We start from the raw sequence: 19921 nt of genomic DNA on the forward strand, positions 1-19921 counted from the left end.
CAGGGTGCTTGAGGGGGTCGTCCTCATCACGGGCGTGATGGCCTCCGGCAAGTCGACGGTCGCGCAGGCGCTCGCGGAGAGGCTGCCGAGGGCGGCGCACGTCCGGGGTGACGTCTTCCGGCGGATGGTCGTCTCGGGGCGCGAGGAGTACGTCCCCGGTGCGGGCGGCGCGGGGGAGTCCCAACTCCGGTTGCGGTACCGGCTGTCGGCGGCGACGGCGGACGCGTACGCGGAGGCCGGGTTCACGGCGGTCGTCCAGGACGTGGTGCTGGGCGCGGAGTTGCCGGCGTACGTCGACCTGATCCGCACCCGTCCGCTGCACGTGATCGTCCTCGCACTGGCCCCGGCGACCGTGACGGCACGGGAGGCGGGCCGGGCGAAGAACGGCTACGGCGCGTGGACGGTCGAGGAGTTGGACGGCGCCCTGCGGACGGAGACCCCGCGCATCGGCCTGTGGCTGGACACCTCCGGGCTGACGGTGGAGGAGACGGTGGACGCGATCGTCGAGGGACGGGAACGTTCGCGGGTGGTCTGAGCGTCTGATGAGGTGAGGACGTTTCGGACGTTTCGCGTCCTCCGGGGTTCTGGGAGGCGTTTTCGCTGGTCAGGGCCGTTGTCAGTGGTGCCGCGTAGTGTTCTGGGCAGTGGGGACGACAGCGGAACACCGGTGCCACACGGGGAAGATTCACGCACGGGGGAACGATGAGCAGGACTGACGCCGGTGCTACGGCGACCATGATCACCTTGACCGAGGACGACCTCGATCCGTACATCACGCACGCGTCGACACGCCGTTGGCTGACGGGTCCCGGACTGCCGGGCGACAGCGGCCTGTTGACGTTCGAGGAGCTGCGCAGGGAGGGCCTGCGGACGGTCGCGGACTCGCTGGGCGACCCCGGCCCACTGGCGCGGGAGCTCCGGGACCAGCTGGTGATAGGCGCGCTCTGGGGCCCCGGCGGCGCGGAGGCGGAGTCGATCCTGCTGGACGGCGAGACGGGTGAGATCGCGACGACGTTCTTCTTCCACGACCGCCCGGACCTGATGGAGACCGGCCCGCTGGCCCCGTCGATCGAAACGCTGGCCCGCTTCACGACGACGACGGACGAACTGACGGGCCTGCGCGGCCAGTTCGCGTCCTATGAGGGCCGGCACGGCACGAAGACGGCGGCGGAGGCATCCCGCCAGTTGCTCGCGGTATTCGAGTCGGGGACGGCCGGAGAGGTGCCCCCGTTCTGGAAGGCGGCGGCGTTGATCCGCCCGCTCGCACTGGTGGCGGGCCCGGGCACGACGTCAGGCCTGACGCTGGACATCCCGGCCCGCCTGCTGGACCAGGAGTTCGGCCAGGGAGCGGTCGCCCGCTTCGAGGAGGTCGACTTCCCCGCCACGCTCACCCACGAGCCGACCCGCCGCTTCCTGCGTGAGACCGGCCTGCCCGAGGACGCGTTCCTCTTCCAGCTGGACACGGACGTCCAGCTCCCCACCCTCACCGAGTTCTACGAGGACGAGCCCGCCGGGGAACTCCCGCCCCGCGCCGACCAGTTGATCCGCCTCGGCTACCTCCTGGAGGACAACAGCCTGGTGGTGGACGGCGCGACGGGCGAGATCCTGACCTGGAGCGAGCCCGAGGCGACACTGGCTCCCCTCAACACGGATGTCTCGACCCTGGCCTTCACCCTCTGGCTGCTCCACCGCGAGAAGGCGATCGACGCGGACCTGTCGGGCGAGCTGACGGCAGAGGCGTACGACCAGTTGGCGACGACGATGCTCCAGACGCTGTCGGCGGTGGACCCGACGGTGGCGGGACGCCGGAGGGACGGCCGCGATCACCCGCACTACTGGACGGAGGCGTTCCAGGACGAGGCGGGCGGGGTGCTGTGACGGGCGCGTAGGCGGCCGAGGAATTCGTTCGCGCCGGGCGGGCCGAGCCGCTAGCGTCCGCCTGACCGCACGGCGATGGGGGGACCACACATGGGGACCGACCGACTGGGCCTGCTCCTGGAGCAGTTCGACAAGGCCCGGGAGATGGCCGAGGTCCGGCTGACGGGGCTCGGCGACGAGGAGTACCTCTGGGAGCCGGCGCCCGACTGCTGGTCGCTCCGGCGTCGGAGCGAGGCGGTGACACCGAGGGCGTTCGGACCGGGGGAGTGGGTCCTCGACCTGGGCGCGGCGGACATCCCGGCGAGCGAGTACGCGGAGGTCGCCCGTCAGGCCGCCGACGGCATGACGGTCGCGAAGATCGCCGAGGACTGGAGCGTGACCGTCGAACGCGTCGAGGAGATCCTCGCCCACGAGGGCGAGCCGGAACCCGACTCGACGCCGATCACGACCATCGCGTGGCGCCTGGGGCACCTGCACTTCCAGTTCGCGGGCGGGTGGGAGTGGACCTTCGGTGAGCGGCGCCAGGACCCGAAGCGGATGGTCGACTTCAGCCCCTCCGCAGCCCTGACCCTGGACCGGTTCTGGCCGGTGATCGACCGCTGGCGAGCGGCCGTGGCCACGGTCACGGAGGACCAGCTGGACGTGGTCGGCTTCTCCCGGTACCCGTACGGCTCCGACCCGGACGACCCGTATGTCTCCGTACTGGCGGGGGCGAACCTGGAGTTCATCCACCACATGGCGGAGATAGCGCTGCTGCGGGATCTGTGGCGGGCGCGGGGTGCGAGTGAGGGCTAAGTCCGAGGCGCCTTGGGGGAGTTCAGGTGCCTTGGGGTAGTTCAGCCGAGGGCGAGGAAGGGGAGCACCTCAGGCCTGGGCAAGGGGCTCTGTGGGCTCTGTGGGAACGGTGGCACCGAGTGCGGCGTTCTGTAGCGCCGTGATGCGCTCGATCACGAGCCCCGCCAGTACGGCAGCCGCGATCATGAGTGCCTCCTCCACCACCAGGAAGGCCATCGAGCCCGGGGCCACCCGGATCGCGACCGTGAGCACCAGCCCGTGCCCGACCCAGGCGGCCCACCACGCGTTCACCAGGGCCGTGTCCCGTTTCTCTGCCCAGGACGCGGAGCTCGCCCGCCCGATGGCGAGGACGATCCCGCGAGGGACGACGAGGTTGACCAATGGGACGAACCACATGCCGATCGTCCGGCCCCGGCTCGGCACCGAGGCCCCGGGCGTCAACTCCTGGGCGTTGCGCCGGGATTGGGTGAGCCACACGAGGAACAGCACGATCGCGAGAGTCGTCAGATAGACGGAGACCATGGAGATGAGGCCCGACTCGGACGCATCCGAGTGGTCCACGTATTGATCGCGGACCGCCGCCGCACGGAACACGTCCCCCACAGCGGACACGGCTATCGCCACCTGCGCGGAACGGACCAGGATCCGGGGAGCTCTGCGGGCGGTACTCGTCATCGACTTCGGCCTGTCTCGGAGGCGGGTGCGGCCGCGGCGGACACCGGGGCTGAGTGATCATGCGGACACCGGGGCTGAGTGATCATAGGGTCTGATCGCCGCACGCGCGTACGATTTCCGCGTCCTCGGTCCAGGACTTCGGCGCGTCAGCCCGCCGCAGGGCTCTGCGGGTCCTGCGGGTCCTGCGGGTCCTGCGGGTCCTGCGGAACCCGCGCCCGCACGAACCCGTGGCTCCGCTCCACCTTCGCCACATGCAGGGTGTAGCTCTCGTACCACTGGTCTTGCCCGCGTTTCTGCGCCACACGGTGCTCCGCGTCAGTCCGCCACTCCGTGAGCGCGTCGGCGTCACGGAAGTACCCGACGGTGATCCCCAGCCCACCCGGAGTCTGCGCGTGGTCCATCCCCAGATACCCGGGGATGTCCTTCACCAGCTCCTCCATACGCGCGTTGGTCTCGCCGTAGCCGCCCTGCTCCTGGGTTCGCACCGTGGTGAACACGGCCATGTAGTACGGGGGTTGATAGGGCTCGACGGGTGTGACGGGCGTGACGGGCGCTTCGGGGTGATCGCTCATGGCGCCACGGTAGGGCAGGTCGCACCCGATGTTGACGCCGAGAGGCGAACTGACCCGTTGCACCACCGCGCGGTCGGGCAGAGGGCCGAGCTGCGTGGTTGTCGGACGTACGACTGGAGGCCGTGGCGGGAATCGAGCCCGCGTAACTCGCCCTGCGGGCTTGCCTGTTGTGCCCCCGCGGGGGACTCGCAGCCGTACCCCGGTCAAGGTCATCGCCACTGCGGCCGACGTCAATGACAAGCCCGCGGCGAAGAGTGTGCGGAGGAAGACGAGGCTCGGATCGCTGGCGTAGGCCGCGCGCACGGCCTCTGTCGGATGGATGTGTGTCCACAGCGCTCCGACGAGGACGATCGTCATGCTGACCGCTTCGGCGGCCTCCCGGTCGCCGAGTACGGGCGGATCGCCAAGACCCTCTGCGCCTGCGCGCCGTCGTCGACCCGGTCGATGACACCAACCGCTGGCAGATGCACAAGCAGCTCACGGTCCAGGAGCCCCGCCACAGGCCTACCAGGGTGGAGTGGAATGGAGGACCGGCTCGGATCGCTCGGCCTGGTTCTGAATGTCGTGGTGCTCTGGACGACGCGGTACATCGATGCCGCCGTCGTCCAACTTTGCGCGGAGGGTCATGGGATCCGTAACGAGGACCTGGCCCGCCTGTCCCCGCTCAAGCACCGGAACCTCAACGCCCTGGGCCGCTACGGCTTCAACGCCTCCGTCCCCGTCGTCGTCGAGCCCGGCCGTTGCGCGATCCGCAAACGGCCGGGCTCGACGACGACGAGGACGGTGGGCAGGACCGACCGGGCGGTGGGTCAGAGGGTGAACTCGACGGGCTCCTTGCCCTGCGTGACGAGGCTCTTCCACAGGTCGCTGGGGTTGCCGGTGGCGGCGTTGCGGAACTCCGCCCAGTACCAGTCGGCGCCCAGGAGCTGCTTGACGCGGGGTACGGCGACTCCGTCGGGTCCGGTGTAGTAGCGGACCTGCTCGATCCTGCCGTCCGTGACCGCCTGATAGATGGCCTGCGCGGTCACGGCCGGGCTGGAGCCGGTGCCCTGCATGCCGAAGAAGCGCTCCATGCCGGGCTGGTAGTCCTCGGGGATGTCGCCCGCCTGGTCGATCTTGGTGAAGATGCGTGTGGCGTGAGCGCCCGGGAAGACCGCCTTGACCGAGACGCCGAAGGCCGCCATCTCGATGTTGAGGCCCTCGGAGAAGGCCGCGACCGCGGCCTTGGAGGCGGCGTAGACGGCGGTGTAGGGGTAGCCCTGGTCGGCGCTGATCGAGGAGATGTTGACGATCACGCCGGAACGCTGCTCGCGGAAGTACGGCAGGAAGGCCTTGGTCAGGGCCATCAGGCCGAAGACGTTGGTCTGGAACTGGTCGTGGATCTGCTCCATCGAGGAGGCCTCGACGGGGCCCATGTGGTAGTAGCCGGCGTTGTTCACCAACGCGTCGATGCCTCCGAACTGGGCGGCGGCCTGTTCGGCGAAGGCGGTGTCGGCGCCCTCGTCGTTGACGTCGAGCAGGAGGGTCTTCACGTTCGACAGGTCGTTGTGGATGGCGAGGTCCGTCTCCTTGCGGACCGTCGCCACGACGTTCCAGCCCTGGGACGCGAACAGACGGACGCTGTCGCGGCCGAAGCCTGAGGTGGTGCCGGTGATGACAACAGTGCGGTTCATGAGGGGACTCCTTCGTGATCTTGGCGGCGTCGATCCGCCGGTGCACACGCCGCCGGATGGCCCGGCCAGCGATATCGGTAGCAGTGGCGGTCTCTTGCGTGATCACAGATCCGCAATTTCAGACCGCCGGTCTGTTGCGATGTCTCCAACTTAAGGCACCGGCGGTCTGATGTCAAAAGACCGGGAGTCTGTAATATGTGGGGCATGACTACTTTCCAACGTGCGCGCAGCGAGGAGCAGCGCGAGATCCGGCGGCGGGCGATCCTCGACACCGCCGCCGCCATGCTCGACGAGATGCCGGTGAGCGCGGTCAGCCTCAACGAGCTGAGCCGTCGCGTCGGGCTCGCCAAGTCGAACGTGCTGCGCTATTTCGAGTCCCGCGAGGCGGTCCTGCTGGAACTGCTGGACACCGCCTGGAAGCAGTGGACGGCCGACCTGCCCGACCTACTGACCGCCGGCATCGACGCGGAGGCCGCGGTGGAAGAGCGCGGCGAACAGTTCGCCACCGTGATCAGCGACTCCCTCGCCGAACGCCGCATGCTGTGCGACCTGCTCAGCGCACAGGCCGGCGTGCTGGAGCACAACGTCTCCCCGGAAGTCGCCGCCCGCTACAAGAGGGCCGCCGTCGCCAACGTCGACGCGCTCACGGCCCTCGCCCGCGTTCACCTGCCCGAACTGGGCGATCGCGCTCAGCAGTTGGCCGCGTCCATGATCATGGTGATCGGCGCGGTGTGGACCCACGCCCGCCCGTCGCAGGCGATGCTCGCCGCCTACGAAGCCGACCCCTCCCTCGCCGTTCTGAAGATGGACTTCGACATCGCCCTGCAAGAGGCGCTGGCCACCCTCACCGTCGGCACGCTCGCCCGCACTTCTCCCTGAGTCCCACCCTCAATGCCACCCCCGAAGCCCCCCAAAGCCACCCCCTCTCATGCCTAGGAGCAGCAGTGCGCGTCATCATCTTCGGAGCGTCCGGAATGGTCGGCCACGGCGCAGTGCGCGCCTGTCTCCTCGACGAGGCCGTCACCGAGGTCCTCGTCGTCGTCCGCAGCCCTCTTCCTCTGGACCATCCAAAGCTGCGGCAGATCATCCACGCCGACTTCACCGACTACACCGCCGTCCAGGACCAGTTGAAGGATCTGGACGCCTGTTTCTTCTGCCTCGGCGTCTCCGCCGTCGGGCGCGGTGAGGAGGAGTACACCCGTGTCACCTACGACTACACCCTCGCCGCCGCCCGCGCCCTGAACGCCGCGAACCCCTCGCTGACCTTCGTCTACGTCTCCGGCGAGGGCACGGACAGCACCGGCAAGAGCCGCCAGATGTGGGCCCGCGTCAAGGGCCGCACCGAGAACGACCTGCTCGCCATGCCGATGCACGCGTACATGTTCCGCCCCGGCTACATCCAGCCCGTCGGCGGCGCCACCTCCCGCACCCCGGTCTACCGCGTCCTGTACCGCATCACCGGGAGCCTGTACCCCCTCCTGCGGCGAGCCTTCCCCCGCCATGTCACCACCACCGACGCCGTCGGCTCCGCCATGCTCGCCGTCACCCGGCTGAACGGCGCCGGCCCCACGGTGCTGCACAACCCCGACATCAACCGCCTCGTCGCAGTCGAGCCCGGGCAGGCGCCCAAGCCTCCGCACTCCTGACTGTCCTGGAGGCCGCTCCCGGTGACCTCCGGCCTCGGGTGTGACGCTCCGGGGTTCTCATGAATGACCATCTGTGGGAGTTCTGCGAGAGCCCCCGGGGCGATCCCGTTTCCGCAGGCCGCCGTTCGCGAAAGCCCTCTCGGAACGGGCGTGTTGTGCGAGGTGCTTCTGAGACGCGCCGCTACGGATCTCACGCCCGATCGGGCCGCACCGTCGGTGGAACGTCATGATTGCCCAACCTGTGACGCGCCCACCGGCAGCGCCTGCCGCACCGGCGGCGGGAAGACCGCCGCGAAGTACCACACCCCGAGCTTCGTCCTCGTCCCAGCGCTCCGCGCTCCCCCGCTCCGCGAGGAACTGGATATCCCGGTCCCCGCCGACCGGCTTCCCGGCCGCGCGTGGCAGCAGGGCCCCACACTCGCCGTCGTATCCGCGCCCCGTGCCCCGCGTCGAGCGACCAGTCCGGATCGGCTGCGCGAGGACGTCGACCGCCGGCCAGGAGCCGGCGAGCCGGCTCGAAGCCCTCCACCGCCCGGAGTGCCACAAGGTCTTCAAGGAGCAGATCAGCACCCGCATCGAATTCAGGCCCGAACTGGAGAAGGCGCTCGCGCTCGCCCGCCAGTTCAAGGAGGCCGCGCCGAGACGCCGGTCGCCTTCACCGTCCACGAACTCAAGCGGCTCGCGCACAACGCCGCCGAGCTGATGACGCTGTCCGCCGAGCTCCAGGTCGGCGACATCCAGATCGAACTCCTCACCGGCCCGCTCACCGGCGTCTACGACCCCAACGGCATGGGCGCCATGTTCTTCGCCGTACTCGCGGTTGCCGGGCAGCCGGCATCGCCAAGAAGCTCACCCTCAAGACCGGGCTGACCGCGGAGGAGTTCGACCTGCGCGAGCGGCTCCAGCCGCAGCCTCACCCGAACGCGGAAATACGGTAGGGCCAGCCCAAGACCGCGCATCCGTGGCTGAGCGTCCGTCCGAGGCTTCCTGAGCGCGCTCCGGAGAGGTGCACGTGATGGCACTGCGGGCTCCCATTGCGCCATGCGGCGCTCTGTGGAGCCAGGTCACTCGGCAGTGGACCAAGCAACTGACCTGGCCCTGTCCTGGACGGGAGTCCCAGACCTGGAGAGCAGCCTTTGACCAAGGAACATGCAGATCAAAGTTACTACTGGAGGCCGTGGCGGGAATCGAACCCGCGTAACTCGCTTTGCAGGCGAGTCCCTGAACCACTCGGGCACACGGCCGTGTTTGGTGAGTTGACCGTAGGGCCGGGCGGTGGCCCCGGACAAGGGGGCCTGGGGTGGCGCAACGGGACTGCCATACGCCGTTCATGAATGGGGAGTGGCCGGTGGGATCGCTGGTCGTACGACCAAGGTCTCAGCCCCCGACCATCCTCCGACAGGGGTCAACCCGGCCCGTGGACCTTACGCTGGCGGGCATGACCGTCCTCGAACCCCGTGACGCCGACGTCACCGACAGCGCCTCTGACCTGGCCGATGAGTGTCGTGACTCCGTGTTGGGGCGGTCGCATCGGGCGCTCAGTGTCGGGATCGTGTCCGTTGTTCTGCTGATCGCCTTTGAGGCGACGGCAGTTGGGACCGCGATGCCGGTTGCCGCTCGGGAACTGGGCGGGGTGTCGTTGTACGCGTTCGCGTTCTCCGGGTACTTCACCACCAGCCTGTTCGGGATGGTGTTCGCCGGGCAGTGGTCGGATCGGCGGGGGCCGCTCGGGGCGTTGACCAGTGGGATCGGGGCTTTTGCCGTCGGGTTGGTGGTGGCGGGGACCGCTCAGGTCATGTGGGTGTTCATTCTGGGGCGGGCTGTGCAGGGGCTCGGGGGTGGGCTCGTCATCGTCGCTCTGTATGTCGTTGTCGGGCGGGCTTATTCGGAGCGGTTGCGGCCCGCCATCATGGCCGCGTTCGCGGCGAGTTGGGTCGTGCCGTCCGTTGTCGGGCCGCTTGCCTCCGGTGCGGTGACCGAGCATCTCGGGTGGCGGTGGGTGTTCCTCGGGATTCCGGTGCTTGTCGTCTTTCCGCTTGCGCTTGCTCTTCCTCAGATACGGCGGCGGGCGGCCGGGCCGGTGAGCGATACCGGTGAGCCGTCCGCCTCCTTCGATCGGCGTCGGATTCGGCTTGCCCTCGGGATCTCTATCGGTGCCGGGCTCTTTCAGTACGCCGCTCAGGATCTGACGTGGTTCTCCCTTCTCCCCGCTGCCGCCGGTGTCGCGCTGCTCGTGCCCGCCGCGCTCGGGTTGTTGCCGCGGGGGACGTATCGGGCGGCGCGGGGGCTGCCCTCCGTCGTGTTGTTGCGCGGGGTGGCCGCCGGGTCGTTCATCTCGGCGGAGTCCTTCGTGCCGTTGATGCTCGTCACGCAGCGGGGGTTGTCGCCGACCTTGGCCGGGTTCTCGCTCGCGGCGGGCGGTGGGACGTGGGCGCTCGGGTCGTGGGTGCAGTCCCGGGCGGGGGTCGAGCCGTATCGGGAACGGCTGATGACCGTCGGGATGGTGCTGGTGGCCGCCGCCATCGCCGGGGCGCCGAGTGTTCTTGTCCCTGCCGTGCCCGTGTGGATCGTCGCCGTCGCGTGGGCGTTCGGGTGCTTTGGGATGGGGCTGGTGATCTCCTCCACCAGCGTGCTGTTGCTTCAGCTGTCCGCTCCGGCGGAGGCCGGCTCCAACTCCGCCGCGTTGCAGATCTCTGACGGGTTGTCGAATGCCGTGCTGCTCTCCGTGGGCGGGGCCGCGTTCGGGGCGTTGGGCGGAGGCACCGTGGGGCATGTCGTCGGTTCGGCGGGTGGTGGTGGGGGGCATCCGGGGGCGTTCGCGGCCGTGTTCCTGCCGATGGCGGGGGTGGCGTTGGCGGGGGCTTGGGTGACCACGCGGGTGCGGGCGGAATCGCGGTGACATCACGTGGTACCGACTGGTACCGATTGGTACCGTTGAGGTATGGCTGGACTGAATCTACGGTTCACGGACGAGGAGCTCGACGCCCTGCGTGACCGCGCGGCGGCGGAGGGGCGCAGCATGCAGGCCTTCGCTCACGACGCGGTGATCGCGGCGGTGAACGAGCGGGCGCGACTGTTCGACGAGGCGGCCGAGCATGTGCTGAAGGCCAGCGCCGAGCTGAACCGGAGGCTCGCGTGAAGGCCGGCGCCGAGCCCGAACCGGAGGCTCGCCTGACGGACTACCTCACCCTCGCCGAGCAACTCGACCTCGGGAAGCGGCTCGGCACGGACGAGGTGCGTGACTACGGCCTCCTCGACTCGGCGCTCGCCCGGCCCCGGTCGAGCGTGTTCGGGCAGGACGCCTATCCGGACGTATGGCAGAAGGCCGCCGCGCTCATGGAGTCCCTCGCCCGCAACCACGCCCTCGTGGACGGCAATAAACGCATCGCCTGGTACGCGACCTGGGTCTTCCTGCACCTGAACGGACACCCGCTGGACGCGGACTTCGACGTGGACGAGGCGGAGCGGTTCGTCCTGGACGTCTGCCAGGGCGCGCTGGACGTGCCGAAGATCGCGGCCCAGCTGCCGCGCTTCGCGCACTGATCCCGCGGGGCCGTCGAGCTGTCCCGGAGCCGCCCCTCCCGGAGCTGACCCCGCCCGACCGTCGCGCTGTCCCGGGACCGCCTCCGTGCCGGCCCCACCTCCACCCCACCCCCCTCCCCTGTGACCTCAATCCCATCCCCCGCCACCCCACCCCCCTCCCCTGTGACCTCAATCCCATCCCCCGCCACCCCGGCGCAGTCCGCACCCTGACACCACCACCCCGCCGGTAGGGTGGCCCGGTTGTCATATGTAGCCGACGTAGCCGACGTGACCGAGCCGCCCTACCCCCGAACCCGGAGACCGTGACTACTACCGCCGCCTCCTCCGCCAGCTCCCACCACCTCTCTCCCGCCTTTCCCGGCCGAGCCCCCTGGGGCACCGCGGGCAAGCTGCGTGCCTGGCAGCAGGGCGCGATGGACAGGTATGTCCAGGAGCAGCCGCGGGACTTCCTCGCGGTCGCGACCCCCGGTGCCGGCAAGACGACCTTCGCGCTCACCCTTGCCTCCTGGCTGCTGCACCACCATGTCGTGCAGCAGGTGACCGTGGTCGCGCCGACCGAGCACCTGAAGAAGCAGTGGGCGGAAGCCGCCGCGCGGATAGGGATCAAACTCGACCCGGAGTACAGCGCGGGGCCGCTCGGCAAGGACTACGACGGTGTCGCGATCACGTACGCCGGCGTCGGCGTACGGCCGATGCTGCACCGCAACCGTGTCGAGCAGCGCAAGACCCTCGTCATCCTCGACGAGATCCACCACGCCGGTGACTCCAAGTCCTGGGGCGAGGCCTGCCTTGAAGCCTTCGAGCCGGCCACCCGCCGCCTCGCGCTGACCGGTACGCCGTTCCGGTCCGACACCAATCCCATTCCCTTCGTGACGTACGAAGAAGGGAAAGACGGGATTCGGCGGTCCTCCGCCGACTACACCTACGGGTACGGTTCCGCGCTCAGCGACGGAGTCGTGCGGCCCGTCATCTTCCTCTCCTACAGCGGCAACATGCGCTGGCGGACGAAGGCCGGTGACGAGATCGCCGCGCGGCTCGGCGAGCCCATGACGAAGGACGCGATCAGTCAGGCATGGCGTACGGCGCTGGACGCGCGCGGTGAGTGGATGCCGAGCGTGCTGCGCGCCGCCGACCAGCGGCTGACCGAGGTCAGGAAGGGCATCCCGGACGCCGGTGCCCTCGTCATCGCCACCGACCAGGACTCGGCACGCGCCTACGCCAAGCTGATCCGCGAGATCACCGGCAGCAAGGCGACCGTCGTGCTGTCGGACGACACGGGTGCCTCCAAGCGCATCGACGACTTCGCGGCGAGCAACGACCGGTGGATGGTCGCCGTACGCATGGTGTCCGAAGGTGTCGACGTGCCGCGGCTCGCCGTCGGGGTGTACGCCACCACCATCTCCACGCCCCTCTTCTTCGCCCAGGCCGTCGGCCGCTTCGTGCGGTCCCGGCGGCGCGGCGAGACCGCCTCCGTCTTCCTGCCGACCGTCCCGGACCTCCTCACCTTCGCCAACGAGATGGAGGTCGAGCGGGACCACGCCCTCGACAAGCCGAAGAAGGAGGGCGAGGAGGACCCGTACGCCGAGTCCGAGAAGGAGATGGAGGAGGCGAACAAGGAGCAGGACGAGGACACCGGCGAGCAGGAGCAGTTCGCCTTCGAGGCCCTGGAGTCCGAGGCCGTTTTCGACCGCGTGCTCTACGACGGCGCCGAGTTCGGCATGCAGGCGCACCCGGGGAGCGAGGAGGAGCAGGACTACCTCGGCATCCCCGGACTCCTCGAACCCGACCAGGTGCAGATGCTGCTCCAGAAGCGGCAGGCCCGGCAGATCGCGCACAGCCGCAAGAAGCCGGACGGGGAAGCCGACCTGCTGGAGCTGCCCGCCGAGCGGCGGCCCGTCGTCTCCCACAAGGAGATGATGGAGCTGCGGAAGTCGCTCAACACCATGGTCTCCGCGTACGTCCACCAGACCGGCAAACCGCACGGCGTCATCCACACCGAGCTGCGCCGCACCTGCGGCGGCCCGCCGAGCGCCGAGGCCACGGCAGGCCAGCTGCGGCAGCGCATCGCGAAGGTCCAGGAGTGGGCCACCCGCATGCACTGACCGCATGCACTGACCGACTGCACGGACCGCATGCACTGACCGCCCCCGCTCGCGCACCCGCCCGGCCCGCACATCTGTGCGGAATCTGCGCAGGGTTGGCCCCCAGGTCAGGACATATCGACATGAAGGGAACCGGTCCGTACCAGTCGGTGACCGGATTCTGGACGGAGACTTCCGCTCAGCGAACCCCCTTCGCTAGTGTCCCGCTACGCACACGCCCCGTGGCAGCGCCGCCGCGGAGCGCAGCCGTGAAGCGACTGGGCCCGGACACGCCGGGCCGCCTCGCCGATCGGCGGCCTCTGAAGCGCGTCACTGACGGGACTCGGTGACGCATCCGTCGCTAGGGGGCCGCCGACCTCACCACTTAAGGAGTGGGCGTCGTGACCGCGGAGACCTCCCAGACGCTCGACCGGGGACTGCGCGTCCTCAAACTGCTGGCCGATACGGACCACGGGCTGACCGTCACCGAACTGTCCAACAAACTGGGCGTCAACCGGACCGTCGTGTACCGGTTGCTGGCCACCCTCGAACAGCACGCACTCGTACGCCGTGATCTCGGCGGCCGGGCCCGCGTCGGGCTCGGGGTGCTGCGGCTCGGCCGCCAGGTGCATCCTCTTGTACGGGAGGCAGCGCTCCCCGCGCTGCGTTCGCTGGCCGAGGACATCGGGGCGACCGCTCACCTCACCCTGGTCGACGGGGCGGACGCCCTCGCCGTCGCGGTGGTCGAGCCGACCTGGACCGACTACCACGTGGCCTACCGCGCCGGCTTCCGCCATCCCCTGGACAGGGGAGCCGCGGGCCGCGCGATCCTCGCCGCCCGGCACCAGGCCGCCGACGAACCCGGATACACCCTGACGCACGGCGAGTTGGAGGCCGGCGCGAGCGGTGCCGCGGCTCCGCTGCTGGGCGTCACGGGGGTCGAGGGCAGCGTCGGCGTGGTGATGCTGGCCGACGCGGTGCCCGAGCGGGTCGGACCGCGGGTCGTCGACGCGGCGCGCGAGGTCGCCGAAGCGCTGCGCTGAGGCCTGAGGTCGTTTGTGGGCAGGGGGTGACCGGCGCCCGGCCGAAAGTGGCCGTCGCGTTAGATTGATCCCGTGCTCCTCTCTCGCCTCACGCGCCCCCAGGCCGTAGCCGTCTGCGCCCTGCCCGTCGTGGCACTGCTCGCCACGGCGGGCTTCGCGCCGCTGCCGTTCTCGCTGGCGCAGCCCGGTCTGACCGCGAACGTGCTCGGCGAGAACAAGGGCACCCCGGTGATCACGATCTCCGGGGCGCCGGTGCGCACGACGAGCGGTCAGTTGCGCATGACGACGATCGAAGCGACCGGGCCCGATCAACGTGTGTCGTTGAGCGATGTGATCGACAGCTGGTTCCGTACCGATCGAGCGGTCATGCCGCGTGACTCGGTCTACCCGAGCGGCAACAGCGTCAAGGAGATCGAGCAGCACAACACCGAGCAGATGCAGGAGTCGCAGGACGACGCGACCACCGCCGCGCTGAACTACCTGAACCTCAGCGACAAGAAGGTCAAGGTCACCCTCACGCTGGCGGACGTCGGCGGCCCCAGCGCGGGCCTGCTGTTCACCCTGGGCATCATCGACAAGCTGAACGGCGACGGCAGCGGCGCTGACTTGACGGGTGGTCGCACCATCGCCGGTACGGGGACGATCGGCACCGACGGTACGGTCGGCGCGGTCGGGGGAGTGGCCCTCAAGACCCAGGCCGCGCGACGTGACGGTGCGACGGTGTTCCTGGTCCCGAAGGCCGAGTGCTCGGACGCCAAGTCCGAACTGCCCAAGGGGCTACGGCTGGTCGCGGTGACCTCGCTGAAGGGCGCGGTGTCCGCCCTGGAGGCGCTGGAGACGGGTAAGGGGTCCGTGCCGGGCTGTTAGGCGACGGCGGGATGGGTGCCGTTGGGCGTGGCGGCCAGGCGAAGGCCCAGTTCTACGAGGGTCCAGCCGAGGCGGGTACGGAGTTCGCGGGGGTGCCTGGCCTGGGCGGCGAGGCGGTGGGCCGCGGCCTCGGCCTGGAGTTCGGCGGCGCGGGTGTGGTGTAGCTGGAGGTGGGTTTCCGGGTGCATCGGGGTCTGCCTCGTCTCACTCTGATTCGGTCGGGAAGGCGTGCAGGTGGAAGCGCACCTGTTCTGCTTCGGGCGCGGTCTCGTCCGCATAGCTTTCGAGCAACTCGTGCATTTTTCCGACGAGTTCACGGGTGCGCTCGGGTGTCAGCCGCACGGTCCAGTCGCTCATGTCGGTCGAGTGGGACCACTTGGGCAGCCAGTCCTCGCGGGTGCCGACCCAGGTCGACAGTTCACGGGCGTGGGTGGTCGCCACCTCGTGCAGGAACGTGTCGGCCGCGCCACGCACCGCCGGGTCGGCGTCGATGAGCAGGTTCTCGTCGAAGCCGATGCCCTGCTCAACGGCCTGCCACCAGCGCTCCCGCCCCTTGCCGCGCTCCGGGGCGTCTTCGACGAACCCGTGCGTGGCCAGCTGGCGGAGGTGGTAGCTGGTCGCTCCGCTGGACTCGCCCAGCCGCTCGGCGAGCATCGACGCGGTGGCCGGTCCGTACCGTCGCAGCGCGTTCAGCAACTGCATCCGCAGTGGATGGGCGATCCCGCGCAGCGAACGGGCGTCGAGATTGCGGTACTTGGACGGTTCCGGCTCGTACATGAGTACAAAGATAGCGTTGCAAAGGACCAGTTGCAACGGGTTCTTTGCAACCGATCCTTTGGAACTCGCCCCCCACGAGCCCTACTTGACCAACCCCTCCGCCTTCATCCAGTCCAACGCCACCTGATGCGGATCCTCCCCGTCGACATCCACCTTCGCGTTCAGCGTCCGCGCCACCGTGTTGTTCAGCTTCTTCGTCACCGGGTCCAGGACCCTCGCGATCGCCGGCCACTTCTTCAACGCCTTCGTGTTGATCTCGGGCGCCGCGTTGTAGTTGGGGAAGAACTTCTTGTCGTCGGCCATCACCGCGAGGTTCATCGACTTGATGCGGCCGTCGGTGGTGAAGACCTCGCCGTACGTGCAACTCCCCTTCTTCACCTGGGTGTAGATGATCCCGGTGTCCATCTGCGTGATGTTCTTCGCGGGGAGGTTCATCCCGTACGCCTTCTCCATGCCCGGCAGCCCGTCCGCGCGGTTGGCGAACTCGCTCTCCACACACACCGTCACCGCGCCCGGGTCCTTCTTCGCCAGCGCGGCCACCTCGGACAGCGTCTTCGTGCCGTACTTCTTGAAGTTGGCCTGGTTCATCGCGAGGGCGTAGGTGTTGTTCAGGGCCGACGGCGGCAGCCAGGTGATGCCGTTCTTCAGGTCCGCGTCCCGCACCGCCTGCCACTGCTTCAGCGGATCGGTGATCGGCTTGCTGTTGCCGAGGTAGGTGATCCACGCGGTGCCTGTGTACTCATACATCCCGTCCGCGTCACCGGACTTGACGGCCTCCCGCGCTCCGATCGAACCCTGGATGCCGGTCCGGTCGAGGACGTCCGCGCCGGCCGCCTCGAAGGCGATACCCATCATCGCGCCGAGGACCAGCTGCTCGGTGAACTCCTTCGAGGTGACGGTGAGATGGGCTCCCTTCAGGGGTTCGCCCCGCCCGACCGTGCCGGGGCTGACGTCGTCGACCATCGGGGAGCCGCTGGTCAGCCCGCAACCGGAGACGACGACCAGGGTCCCGGCCAGCAGCAGACAGGTGCGCCTCATGAGCCCGCCTCCAATCCCCTTGGCCGCAACAGGAGTTCGGCCAGGGAGGCCAGCCAGTCGACCAGCAGGGCGAGACTGACCGTGAGGATCGAGCCGAGCACCAGGACCGGCATCCGCTGGGTGGTGATGCCGGTGGTGATCAGGACACCCAGGCCGCCGCCCCCGCCGAAGGTCGCCAGGGTCGCCGTACCGACGTTGAGGACCAGGGCGGTTCGGACACCGGCCAGGATCAGCGGGACGGCGAGCGGGAGTTCCACCTTTGCCAGGACGCCGAGTTGGGACATGCCGATGCCTCGGGCCGCCTCCAGCAGGGTCGGGTCGTTGGCCTTCAGGCCCGCGATGGTGTTGGACAGGACCGGCAGGACGGCGTAGATGATGATGCCGATCAGGGCCGCCTTCTCGCCGGTGCCGAGCCAGATCACCAGCAGGGCCAACAGGCCGATCGCCGGGGTCGCTTGGCCCATGTTGGCGAAGGTCATCGCCACCGGGGCGGCCTTCCGGAACGCCGCCCGGGTCAGCAGGATGCCCAGCGGGATCGCGATGATCAGCACGAAGAACGTGGAGATCACGGTGAGTTGGACGTGCTGCCAAAGGGCCTTGCTGACCTGGCCGTTGGAGAGCGCGTTCTCCGAAATGGCGTCCAGGTGGGCCTGGTTGAACCACAGCCAGGTCGCCAGCAGGATCGCCACCAGGGCGGCGGGCAGGAAGGTCAGCTTCTGCCAGGTGATCCGGCGTTTCGGGGGAGTCGTAGGCGGCACCACCGCCTCGGCCTCGGTCTCCTCGTCCAGCTCGGGAGTGGTCACGCCTTCTCCTCCCCGCCGGCGCCTTCCTGCTCGGCGTGCGTCTGGAGGGCCCGGGCCTCCTCCAGCTCGTGCCGGCCCTCCATCGCCTCCAGCCGGTCGGCCTCCAGGAGTTCGTGCACGGAGTTCATCAGCGTCTCCATGTCGACGACGCCGGTGTACTCCCCGCGCCGTCCGGTGACCGCGACCCGCCCCGCGTTGTCCGTGAGCACCGCCTCCAGCGCGTCCCGGAGCGTCGCGTCCCGCGTCACCGTGTCGCTGACCAGTGTGCCCGCCCGGGCCAGCGAGCCCTTGGCGCGCATCATGTCGCCGCGCCGCAGCCACTTGTAGGGCCGGCCGCGCTTGTCGAGGAGGAGGATCTCGTTGGTGCCGCTGTCCCGGAGCTTGTCGAAGATGTTCTGGAGCGGGTCGTCGACGGTCACCGTCGGATAGTCGGTGATCTCCACGTCCCGTACGCGGGTCAGGTTCAGCCGCTTCAGGGCCGCCCCGGCGCCCACGAAACCGGACACGAAGTCGTCCGCCGGGTTGGTGAGGATCGCCTCCGGGGTGTCGAACTGCGCGATGTGCGAGCGTTCGCGCAACACCGCGATCCGGTCGCCCAGTTTGATCGCCTCGTCGAAGTCGTGCGTGACGAAGACGATCGTCTTGTGCAGTTCGTGCTGGAGCCTGATCAGCTCGTCCTGGAGGTGATCGCGGGTGATCGGGTCGACCGCGCCGAACGGCTCGTCCATCAGCAGCACCGGCGGATCCGCCGCCAACGCCCGTGCCACGCCGACGCGTTGCTGCTGCCCGCCGGAGAGCTGGCGCGGATAGCGGCCCTGGAACTCGCCGGCGTCAAGGCCGACCAGGTCGAGCATCTCCTCCACCCGGTTCCTGATCCGGGACTTGGACCAGCCGATCATCTTCGGGACCAGCGCGATGTTCTGGGCGACGGTCATGTGCGGGAAGAGACCGCTCGACTGGATCGCGTAGCCGACCTTGCGGCGCAGCTTCACCGGGTCGATGTCGGTGACGTCCTCGCCGCCGATGCGAATCCGGCCACCGGTCGGTTCGATCAGCCGGTTGATCATCTTGAGCGTGGTGGACTTCCCGCAGCCGGACGGCCCGACGAAGACGACCAACTCACCCGCCTTGATCTCCATGTTGACGCTCTCGACGGCCGGGTCGGCGCTGCCCGGATACCGCTTGGTCAGGTTCTCCAGCTCGATGGAGGCACCGGAGGTCGCGGTCGCCGGCTCGGTCGCGGATCGCTCGGACGCGGATGGCTCAGGCACGGATCCCCCTGGGAATGGTCAGCCGTCCGAGAAGGACGTACGCGGCGTCGAACAGCAGCGCCAGGACGATGATCCCGAGCGTGCCCGCGAGCACCTGGTTGAGGGCGTTCTTGCTGCCCAGCGACCCGATCCCGCGGAAGATCTCGTTGCCGAGGCCGGGCCCGGAGGCGTACGCCGCGATGGCCGCGATGCCCATCAGCATCTGCGTGGAGACCCGGATACCGGTGAGGATCGGCGGCCAGGCCAACGGCAGTTCGACCCGCAGGAGCCGCGCCGGCCGGGACATCCCGATGCCCTTCGCCGCGTCCACGAGGGACGGGTCGACCCCGCGCAGGCCCACGATCGAGTTACGGACGATCGGCAGCAGGCCGTACAAGGTCAATGCGATCACTGTGGGCGGAACGCCAAGACCGACGATCGGAATGAGCAGACCGATCATGGCGAGCGACGGAATGGTCAGAATGGTCGACGTGGCGGTGGTGGCGAGGTTGCCCGCCCACTCGCTCCGATAGGTGACGACCCCGATCACCACACCGATCAGCGTGGCCACGACCATGCACTGGAAGACCGCGCTGGCGTGCTGGTAGGCGTCGGTGAGCAGCTGCTGGTGCCGGTTGCCCAAGTACTCCCAGAAGCTCACATGCCCACACCCCTACGTCGGCCAGGTCGTCCCTTCCGGGTCTTCCGCCGCCTGTTTCACCAGCGGGATGATCCGCAGCGGAACGGGGTTCTCCATGACGATGGCGGTGGCGGCCCGGACAATGCCATCAAAACCGACAACCCGGTCGATGACCCGCTGGAGATCGGCGTTCGACCGGGCCACGAGCCGGCACAGCATGTCCCCGCTGCCGGTGGTGGTGTGCAGTTCGAGGACTTCCGGGACGGTCGCCAAGTGCGCCCGCACGTCCGGGCCTTGCCCCTGTCGGATCTCCAGCGTCGCGAACGCCGTGACCGGATAGCCGAGCGCCGCCGGATCGACCTGCGGGCCGAATCCCCGGATGACTCCATTCGACTGAAGCCGGTCCAGCCGCGCCTGCACCGTCCCCCGGGCCACTCCGAGTCGCCGGGACATCTCCAGCACCCCGATCCGCGGTTCCTCGGCCAACAGCACGATGATCCGTCCGTCGAGCTGATCGATGCCCATGGTGTCCGCCTCCGAGGATGGTCATCCTGTACAGAAAGCCCGCCGAAACGGTCGTAGCACTGAACAGAATGCCCAGCCAATACGCAAACTATTGCGCACCTTGCCGGGGAGGGGG

Annotated in this window: 23 protein-coding genes, 1 tRNA gene and 3 pseudogenes; 15 read left to right on the forward strand and 12 right to left on the reverse strand. The window is 69.0% G+C overall.

Features of this window, described 5'->3' with window-relative positions; genetic code table 11:
- Positions 1-4 precede the first annotated feature (4 nt).
- The 3 genes from OG194_RS28605 to OG194_RS28615 all read left to right on the forward strand — a co-directional run bounded on the left by OG194_RS28605 (position 5) and on the right by OG194_RS28615 (position 2673).
- Complete coding sequence (locus OG194_RS28605; RefSeq protein ID WP_327403654.1) at positions 5-535, forward strand: AAA family ATPase; 531 nt, start codon at positions 5-7, stop codon at positions 533-535.
- A 167-nt stretch (positions 536-702) separates the two neighbouring features.
- A complete protein-coding gene (locus OG194_RS28610) occupies positions 703-1878 on the forward strand; it encodes an SUKH-4 family immunity protein (protein ID WP_327403655.1) in 1176 nt (391 codons plus the stop codon).
- 90 nt (positions 1879-1968) lie between these two features.
- The gene (locus OG194_RS28615; protein ID WP_327403656.1) at positions 1969-2673 is read left to right on the forward strand and encodes a DinB family protein; all 705 of its coding nucleotides are present in this window, start codon (positions 1969-1971) and stop codon (positions 2671-2673) included.
- Positions 2674-2742: 69 nt separating this feature from the next.
- Here the strand turns inward: OG194_RS28615 and OG194_RS28620 are convergent, their stop codons facing one another.
- The 3 genes and pseudogenes from OG194_RS28620 to OG194_RS28630 form a co-directional block, all read right to left on the reverse strand.
- Entirely contained in the window at positions 2743-3348 is a 606-nt protein-coding gene (locus OG194_RS28620) for a DUF4328 domain-containing protein (protein WP_327403657.1), read from the reverse strand.
- Positions 3349-3494: 146 nt separating this feature from the next.
- Positions 3495-3920 (reverse strand): antibiotic biosynthesis monooxygenase family protein, encoded by a 426-nt coding sequence (locus OG194_RS28625; protein ID WP_327407238.1) that lies wholly within the window; start codon positions 3918-3920, stop codon positions 3495-3497.
- 294 nt (positions 3921-4214) lie between these two features.
- A pseudogene (locus OG194_RS28630) lies at positions 4215-4277 on the reverse strand (hypothetical protein); the annotation flags it as partial.
- Between the two features lie 15 nt (positions 4278-4292).
- Here OG194_RS28630 and OG194_RS47685 point away from each other — a divergent pair.
- Positions 4293-4714: pseudogene (locus OG194_RS47685) on the forward strand (Tn3 family transposase); the annotation flags it as partial.
- A gap of 15 nt (positions 4715-4729) precedes the next feature.
- Here the strand turns inward: OG194_RS47685 and OG194_RS28640 are convergent.
- The gene (locus OG194_RS28640) at positions 4730-5593 is read right to left on the reverse strand and encodes an SDR family NAD(P)-dependent oxidoreductase (RefSeq protein WP_327403658.1); all 864 of its coding nucleotides are present in this window, start codon (positions 5591-5593) and stop codon (positions 4730-4732) included.
- A 204-nt stretch (positions 5594-5797) separates the two neighbouring features.
- On the opposite strand from OG194_RS28640, the gene OG194_RS28645 reads away from it, so the two are divergent.
- The 5 genes and pseudogenes from OG194_RS28645 (at position 5798) to OG194_RS28660 (ending at position 8109) form a co-directional block, all read left to right on the forward strand.
- Positions 5798-6472, forward strand: a complete 675-nt coding sequence (locus OG194_RS28645; RefSeq protein ID WP_327403659.1) for a TetR/AcrR family transcriptional regulator — start codon at positions 5798-5800, stop codon at positions 6470-6472.
- A gap of 65 nt (positions 6473-6537) precedes the next feature.
- Positions 6538-7239: an NAD(P)H-binding protein gene (locus OG194_RS28650; protein ID WP_327403660.1), complete on the forward strand. Its 702-nt coding sequence runs from the start codon at positions 6538-6540 to the stop codon at positions 7237-7239.
- 63 nt (positions 7240-7302) lie between these two features.
- Positions 7303-7575, forward strand: a pseudogene (locus tag OG194_RS47690) (zinc finger domain-containing protein); the annotation flags it as partial.
- 103 nt (positions 7576-7678) lie between these two features.
- On the forward strand, positions 7679-7942 hold the full coding sequence (locus OG194_RS28655) for a recombinase family protein (RefSeq protein WP_327403661.1): 264 nt from the start codon (positions 7679-7681) through the stop codon (positions 7940-7942).
- Complete coding sequence (locus tag OG194_RS28660) at positions 7942-8109, forward strand: hypothetical protein (RefSeq protein WP_327403662.1); 168 nt, start codon at positions 7942-7944, stop codon at positions 8107-8109. The genes OG194_RS28655 and OG194_RS28660 overlap by 1 nt, the downstream gene beginning before the upstream one ends.
- A 299-nt stretch (positions 8110-8408) precedes the next feature.
- On the opposite strand, the gene OG194_RS28665 is transcribed toward OG194_RS28660, so the two are convergent.
- A tRNA-Cys gene (locus tag OG194_RS28665) sits at positions 8409-8483 on the reverse strand.
- Positions 8484-8677: 194 nt separating this feature from the next.
- Here OG194_RS28665 and OG194_RS28670 point away from each other — a divergent pair.
- From OG194_RS28670 to OG194_RS28695, 6 genes are all read left to right on the forward strand, one after another.
- Complete coding sequence (locus OG194_RS28670) at positions 8678-10138, forward strand: MFS transporter (RefSeq protein WP_327403663.1); 1461 nt, start codon at positions 8678-8680, stop codon at positions 10136-10138.
- 42 nt (positions 10139-10180) lie between these two features.
- Positions 10181-10378, forward strand: coding sequence for a hypothetical protein (locus OG194_RS28675; protein ID WP_327403664.1), 198 nt, complete (start codon positions 10181-10183; stop codon positions 10376-10378).
- Positions 10379-10410: 32 nt separating this feature from the next.
- Positions 10411-10782, forward strand: coding sequence for a type II toxin-antitoxin system death-on-curing family toxin (locus tag OG194_RS28680; RefSeq protein ID WP_327407239.1), 372 nt, complete (start codon positions 10411-10413; stop codon positions 10780-10782).
- A gap of 302 nt (positions 10783-11084) precedes the next feature.
- A complete protein-coding gene (locus tag OG194_RS28685) occupies positions 11085-12884 on the forward strand; it encodes a DEAD/DEAH box helicase (RefSeq protein WP_327403665.1) in 1800 nt (599 codons plus the stop codon).
- Between the two features lie 380 nt (positions 12885-13264).
- Positions 13265-13906, forward strand: a complete 642-nt coding sequence (locus tag OG194_RS28690; RefSeq protein WP_033286087.1) for an IclR family transcriptional regulator — start codon at positions 13265-13267, stop codon at positions 13904-13906.
- Positions 13907-13978: 72 nt separating this feature from the next.
- Positions 13979-14773, forward strand: a complete 795-nt coding sequence (locus OG194_RS28695; protein WP_327403666.1) for a S16 family serine protease — start codon at positions 13979-13981, stop codon at positions 14771-14773.
- Here OG194_RS28695 and OG194_RS28700 read toward each other — a convergent pair.
- From OG194_RS28700 to OG194_RS28730, 7 genes are all read right to left on the reverse strand, one after another.
- A complete protein-coding gene (locus tag OG194_RS28700) occupies positions 14770-14961 on the reverse strand; it encodes a hypothetical protein (RefSeq protein WP_327403667.1) in 192 nt (63 codons plus the stop codon). The two genes, OG194_RS28695 and OG194_RS28700, sit on opposite strands and share 4 nt — an antisense overlap.
- Positions 14962-14977: 16 nt before the next feature.
- Complete coding sequence (locus OG194_RS28705) at positions 14978-15550, reverse strand: winged helix-turn-helix domain-containing protein (protein WP_327403668.1); 573 nt, start codon at positions 15548-15550, stop codon at positions 14978-14980.
- 81 nt (positions 15551-15631) lie between these two features.
- Complete coding sequence (locus OG194_RS28710) at positions 15632-16588, reverse strand: glycine betaine ABC transporter substrate-binding protein (RefSeq protein WP_327403669.1); 957 nt, start codon at positions 16586-16588, stop codon at positions 15632-15634.
- Positions 16585-17391, reverse strand: a complete 807-nt coding sequence (locus OG194_RS28715; protein ID WP_442811643.1) for an ABC transporter permease — start codon at positions 17389-17391, stop codon at positions 16585-16587. The genes OG194_RS28710 and OG194_RS28715 overlap by 4 nt, the downstream gene beginning before the upstream one ends.
- Positions 17388-18662 (reverse strand): betaine/proline/choline family ABC transporter ATP-binding protein, encoded by a 1275-nt coding sequence (locus OG194_RS28720; protein ID WP_327403670.1) that lies wholly within the window; start codon positions 18660-18662, stop codon positions 17388-17390. The genes OG194_RS28715 and OG194_RS28720 overlap by 4 nt, the downstream gene beginning before the upstream one ends.
- Positions 18655-19302: an ABC transporter permease gene (locus OG194_RS28725; RefSeq protein WP_327403671.1), complete on the reverse strand. Its 648-nt coding sequence runs from the start codon at positions 19300-19302 to the stop codon at positions 18655-18657. Before OG194_RS28725 ends, OG194_RS28720 begins: the two co-directional genes overlap by 8 nt.
- Positions 19303-19314: 12 nt before the next feature.
- Positions 19315-19806: an Lrp/AsnC family transcriptional regulator gene (locus tag OG194_RS28730; RefSeq protein WP_033286027.1), complete on the reverse strand. Its 492-nt coding sequence runs from the start codon at positions 19804-19806 to the stop codon at positions 19315-19317.
- Positions 19807-19921 lie beyond the last annotated feature (115 nt).

The organism is Streptomyces sp. NBC_01288 (assembly GCF_035982055.1).
Taxonomy (GTDB): Bacteria; Actinomycetota; Actinomycetes; order Streptomycetales; family Streptomycetaceae; genus Streptomyces.

What these genes read in the sequence shown, in the direction of transcription:
- OG194_RS28645 (WP_327403659.1), top strand. Translation starts at nt 5,798, where the DNA reads ATGACTACTTTCCAACGTGCGCGCAGCGAGGAGCAGCGCGAGATCCGG.
- OG194_RS28730 (WP_033286027.1), bottom strand. Translation starts at nt 19,806, where the DNA reads ATGGGCATCGATCAGCTCGACGGACGGATCATCGTGCTGTTGGCCGAG.
- OG194_RS28700 (WP_327403667.1), bottom strand. Translation starts at nt 14,961, where the DNA reads ATGCACCCGGAAACCCACCTCCAGCTACACCACACCCGCGCCGCCGAA.
- OG194_RS28710 (WP_327403669.1), bottom strand. Translation starts at nt 16,588, where the DNA reads ATGAGGCGCACCTGTCTGCTGCTGGCCGGGACCCTGGTCGTCGTCTCC.
- OG194_RS28625 (WP_327407238.1), bottom strand. Translation starts at nt 3,920, where the DNA reads ATGAGCGATCACCCCGAAGCGCCCGTCACGCCCGTCACACCCGTCGAG.
- OG194_RS28640 (WP_327403658.1), bottom strand. Translation starts at nt 5,593, where the DNA reads ATGAACCGCACTGTTGTCATCACCGGCACCACCTCAGGCTTCGGCCGC.
- OG194_RS28660 (WP_327403662.1), top strand. Translation starts at nt 7,942, where the DNA reads ATGACGCTGTCCGCCGAGCTCCAGGTCGGCGACATCCAGATCGAACTC.
- OG194_RS28620 (WP_327403657.1), bottom strand. Translation starts at nt 3,348, where the DNA reads ATGACGAGTACCGCCCGCAGAGCTCCCCGGATCCTGGTCCGTTCCGCG.
- OG194_RS28615 (WP_327403656.1), top strand. Translation starts at nt 1,969, where the DNA reads ATGGGGACCGACCGACTGGGCCTGCTCCTGGAGCAGTTCGACAAGGCC.
- OG194_RS28705 (WP_327403668.1), bottom strand. Translation starts at nt 15,550, where the DNA reads ATGTACGAGCCGGAACCGTCCAAGTACCGCAATCTCGACGCCCGTTCG.
- OG194_RS28670 (WP_327403663.1), top strand. Translation starts at nt 8,678, where the DNA reads ATGACCGTCCTCGAACCCCGTGACGCCGACGTCACCGACAGCGCCTCT.
- OG194_RS28610 (WP_327403655.1), top strand. Translation starts at nt 703, where the DNA reads ATGAGCAGGACTGACGCCGGTGCTACGGCGACCATGATCACCTTGACC.
- OG194_RS28675 (WP_327403664.1), top strand. Translation starts at nt 10,181, where the DNA reads ATGGCTGGACTGAATCTACGGTTCACGGACGAGGAGCTCGACGCCCTG.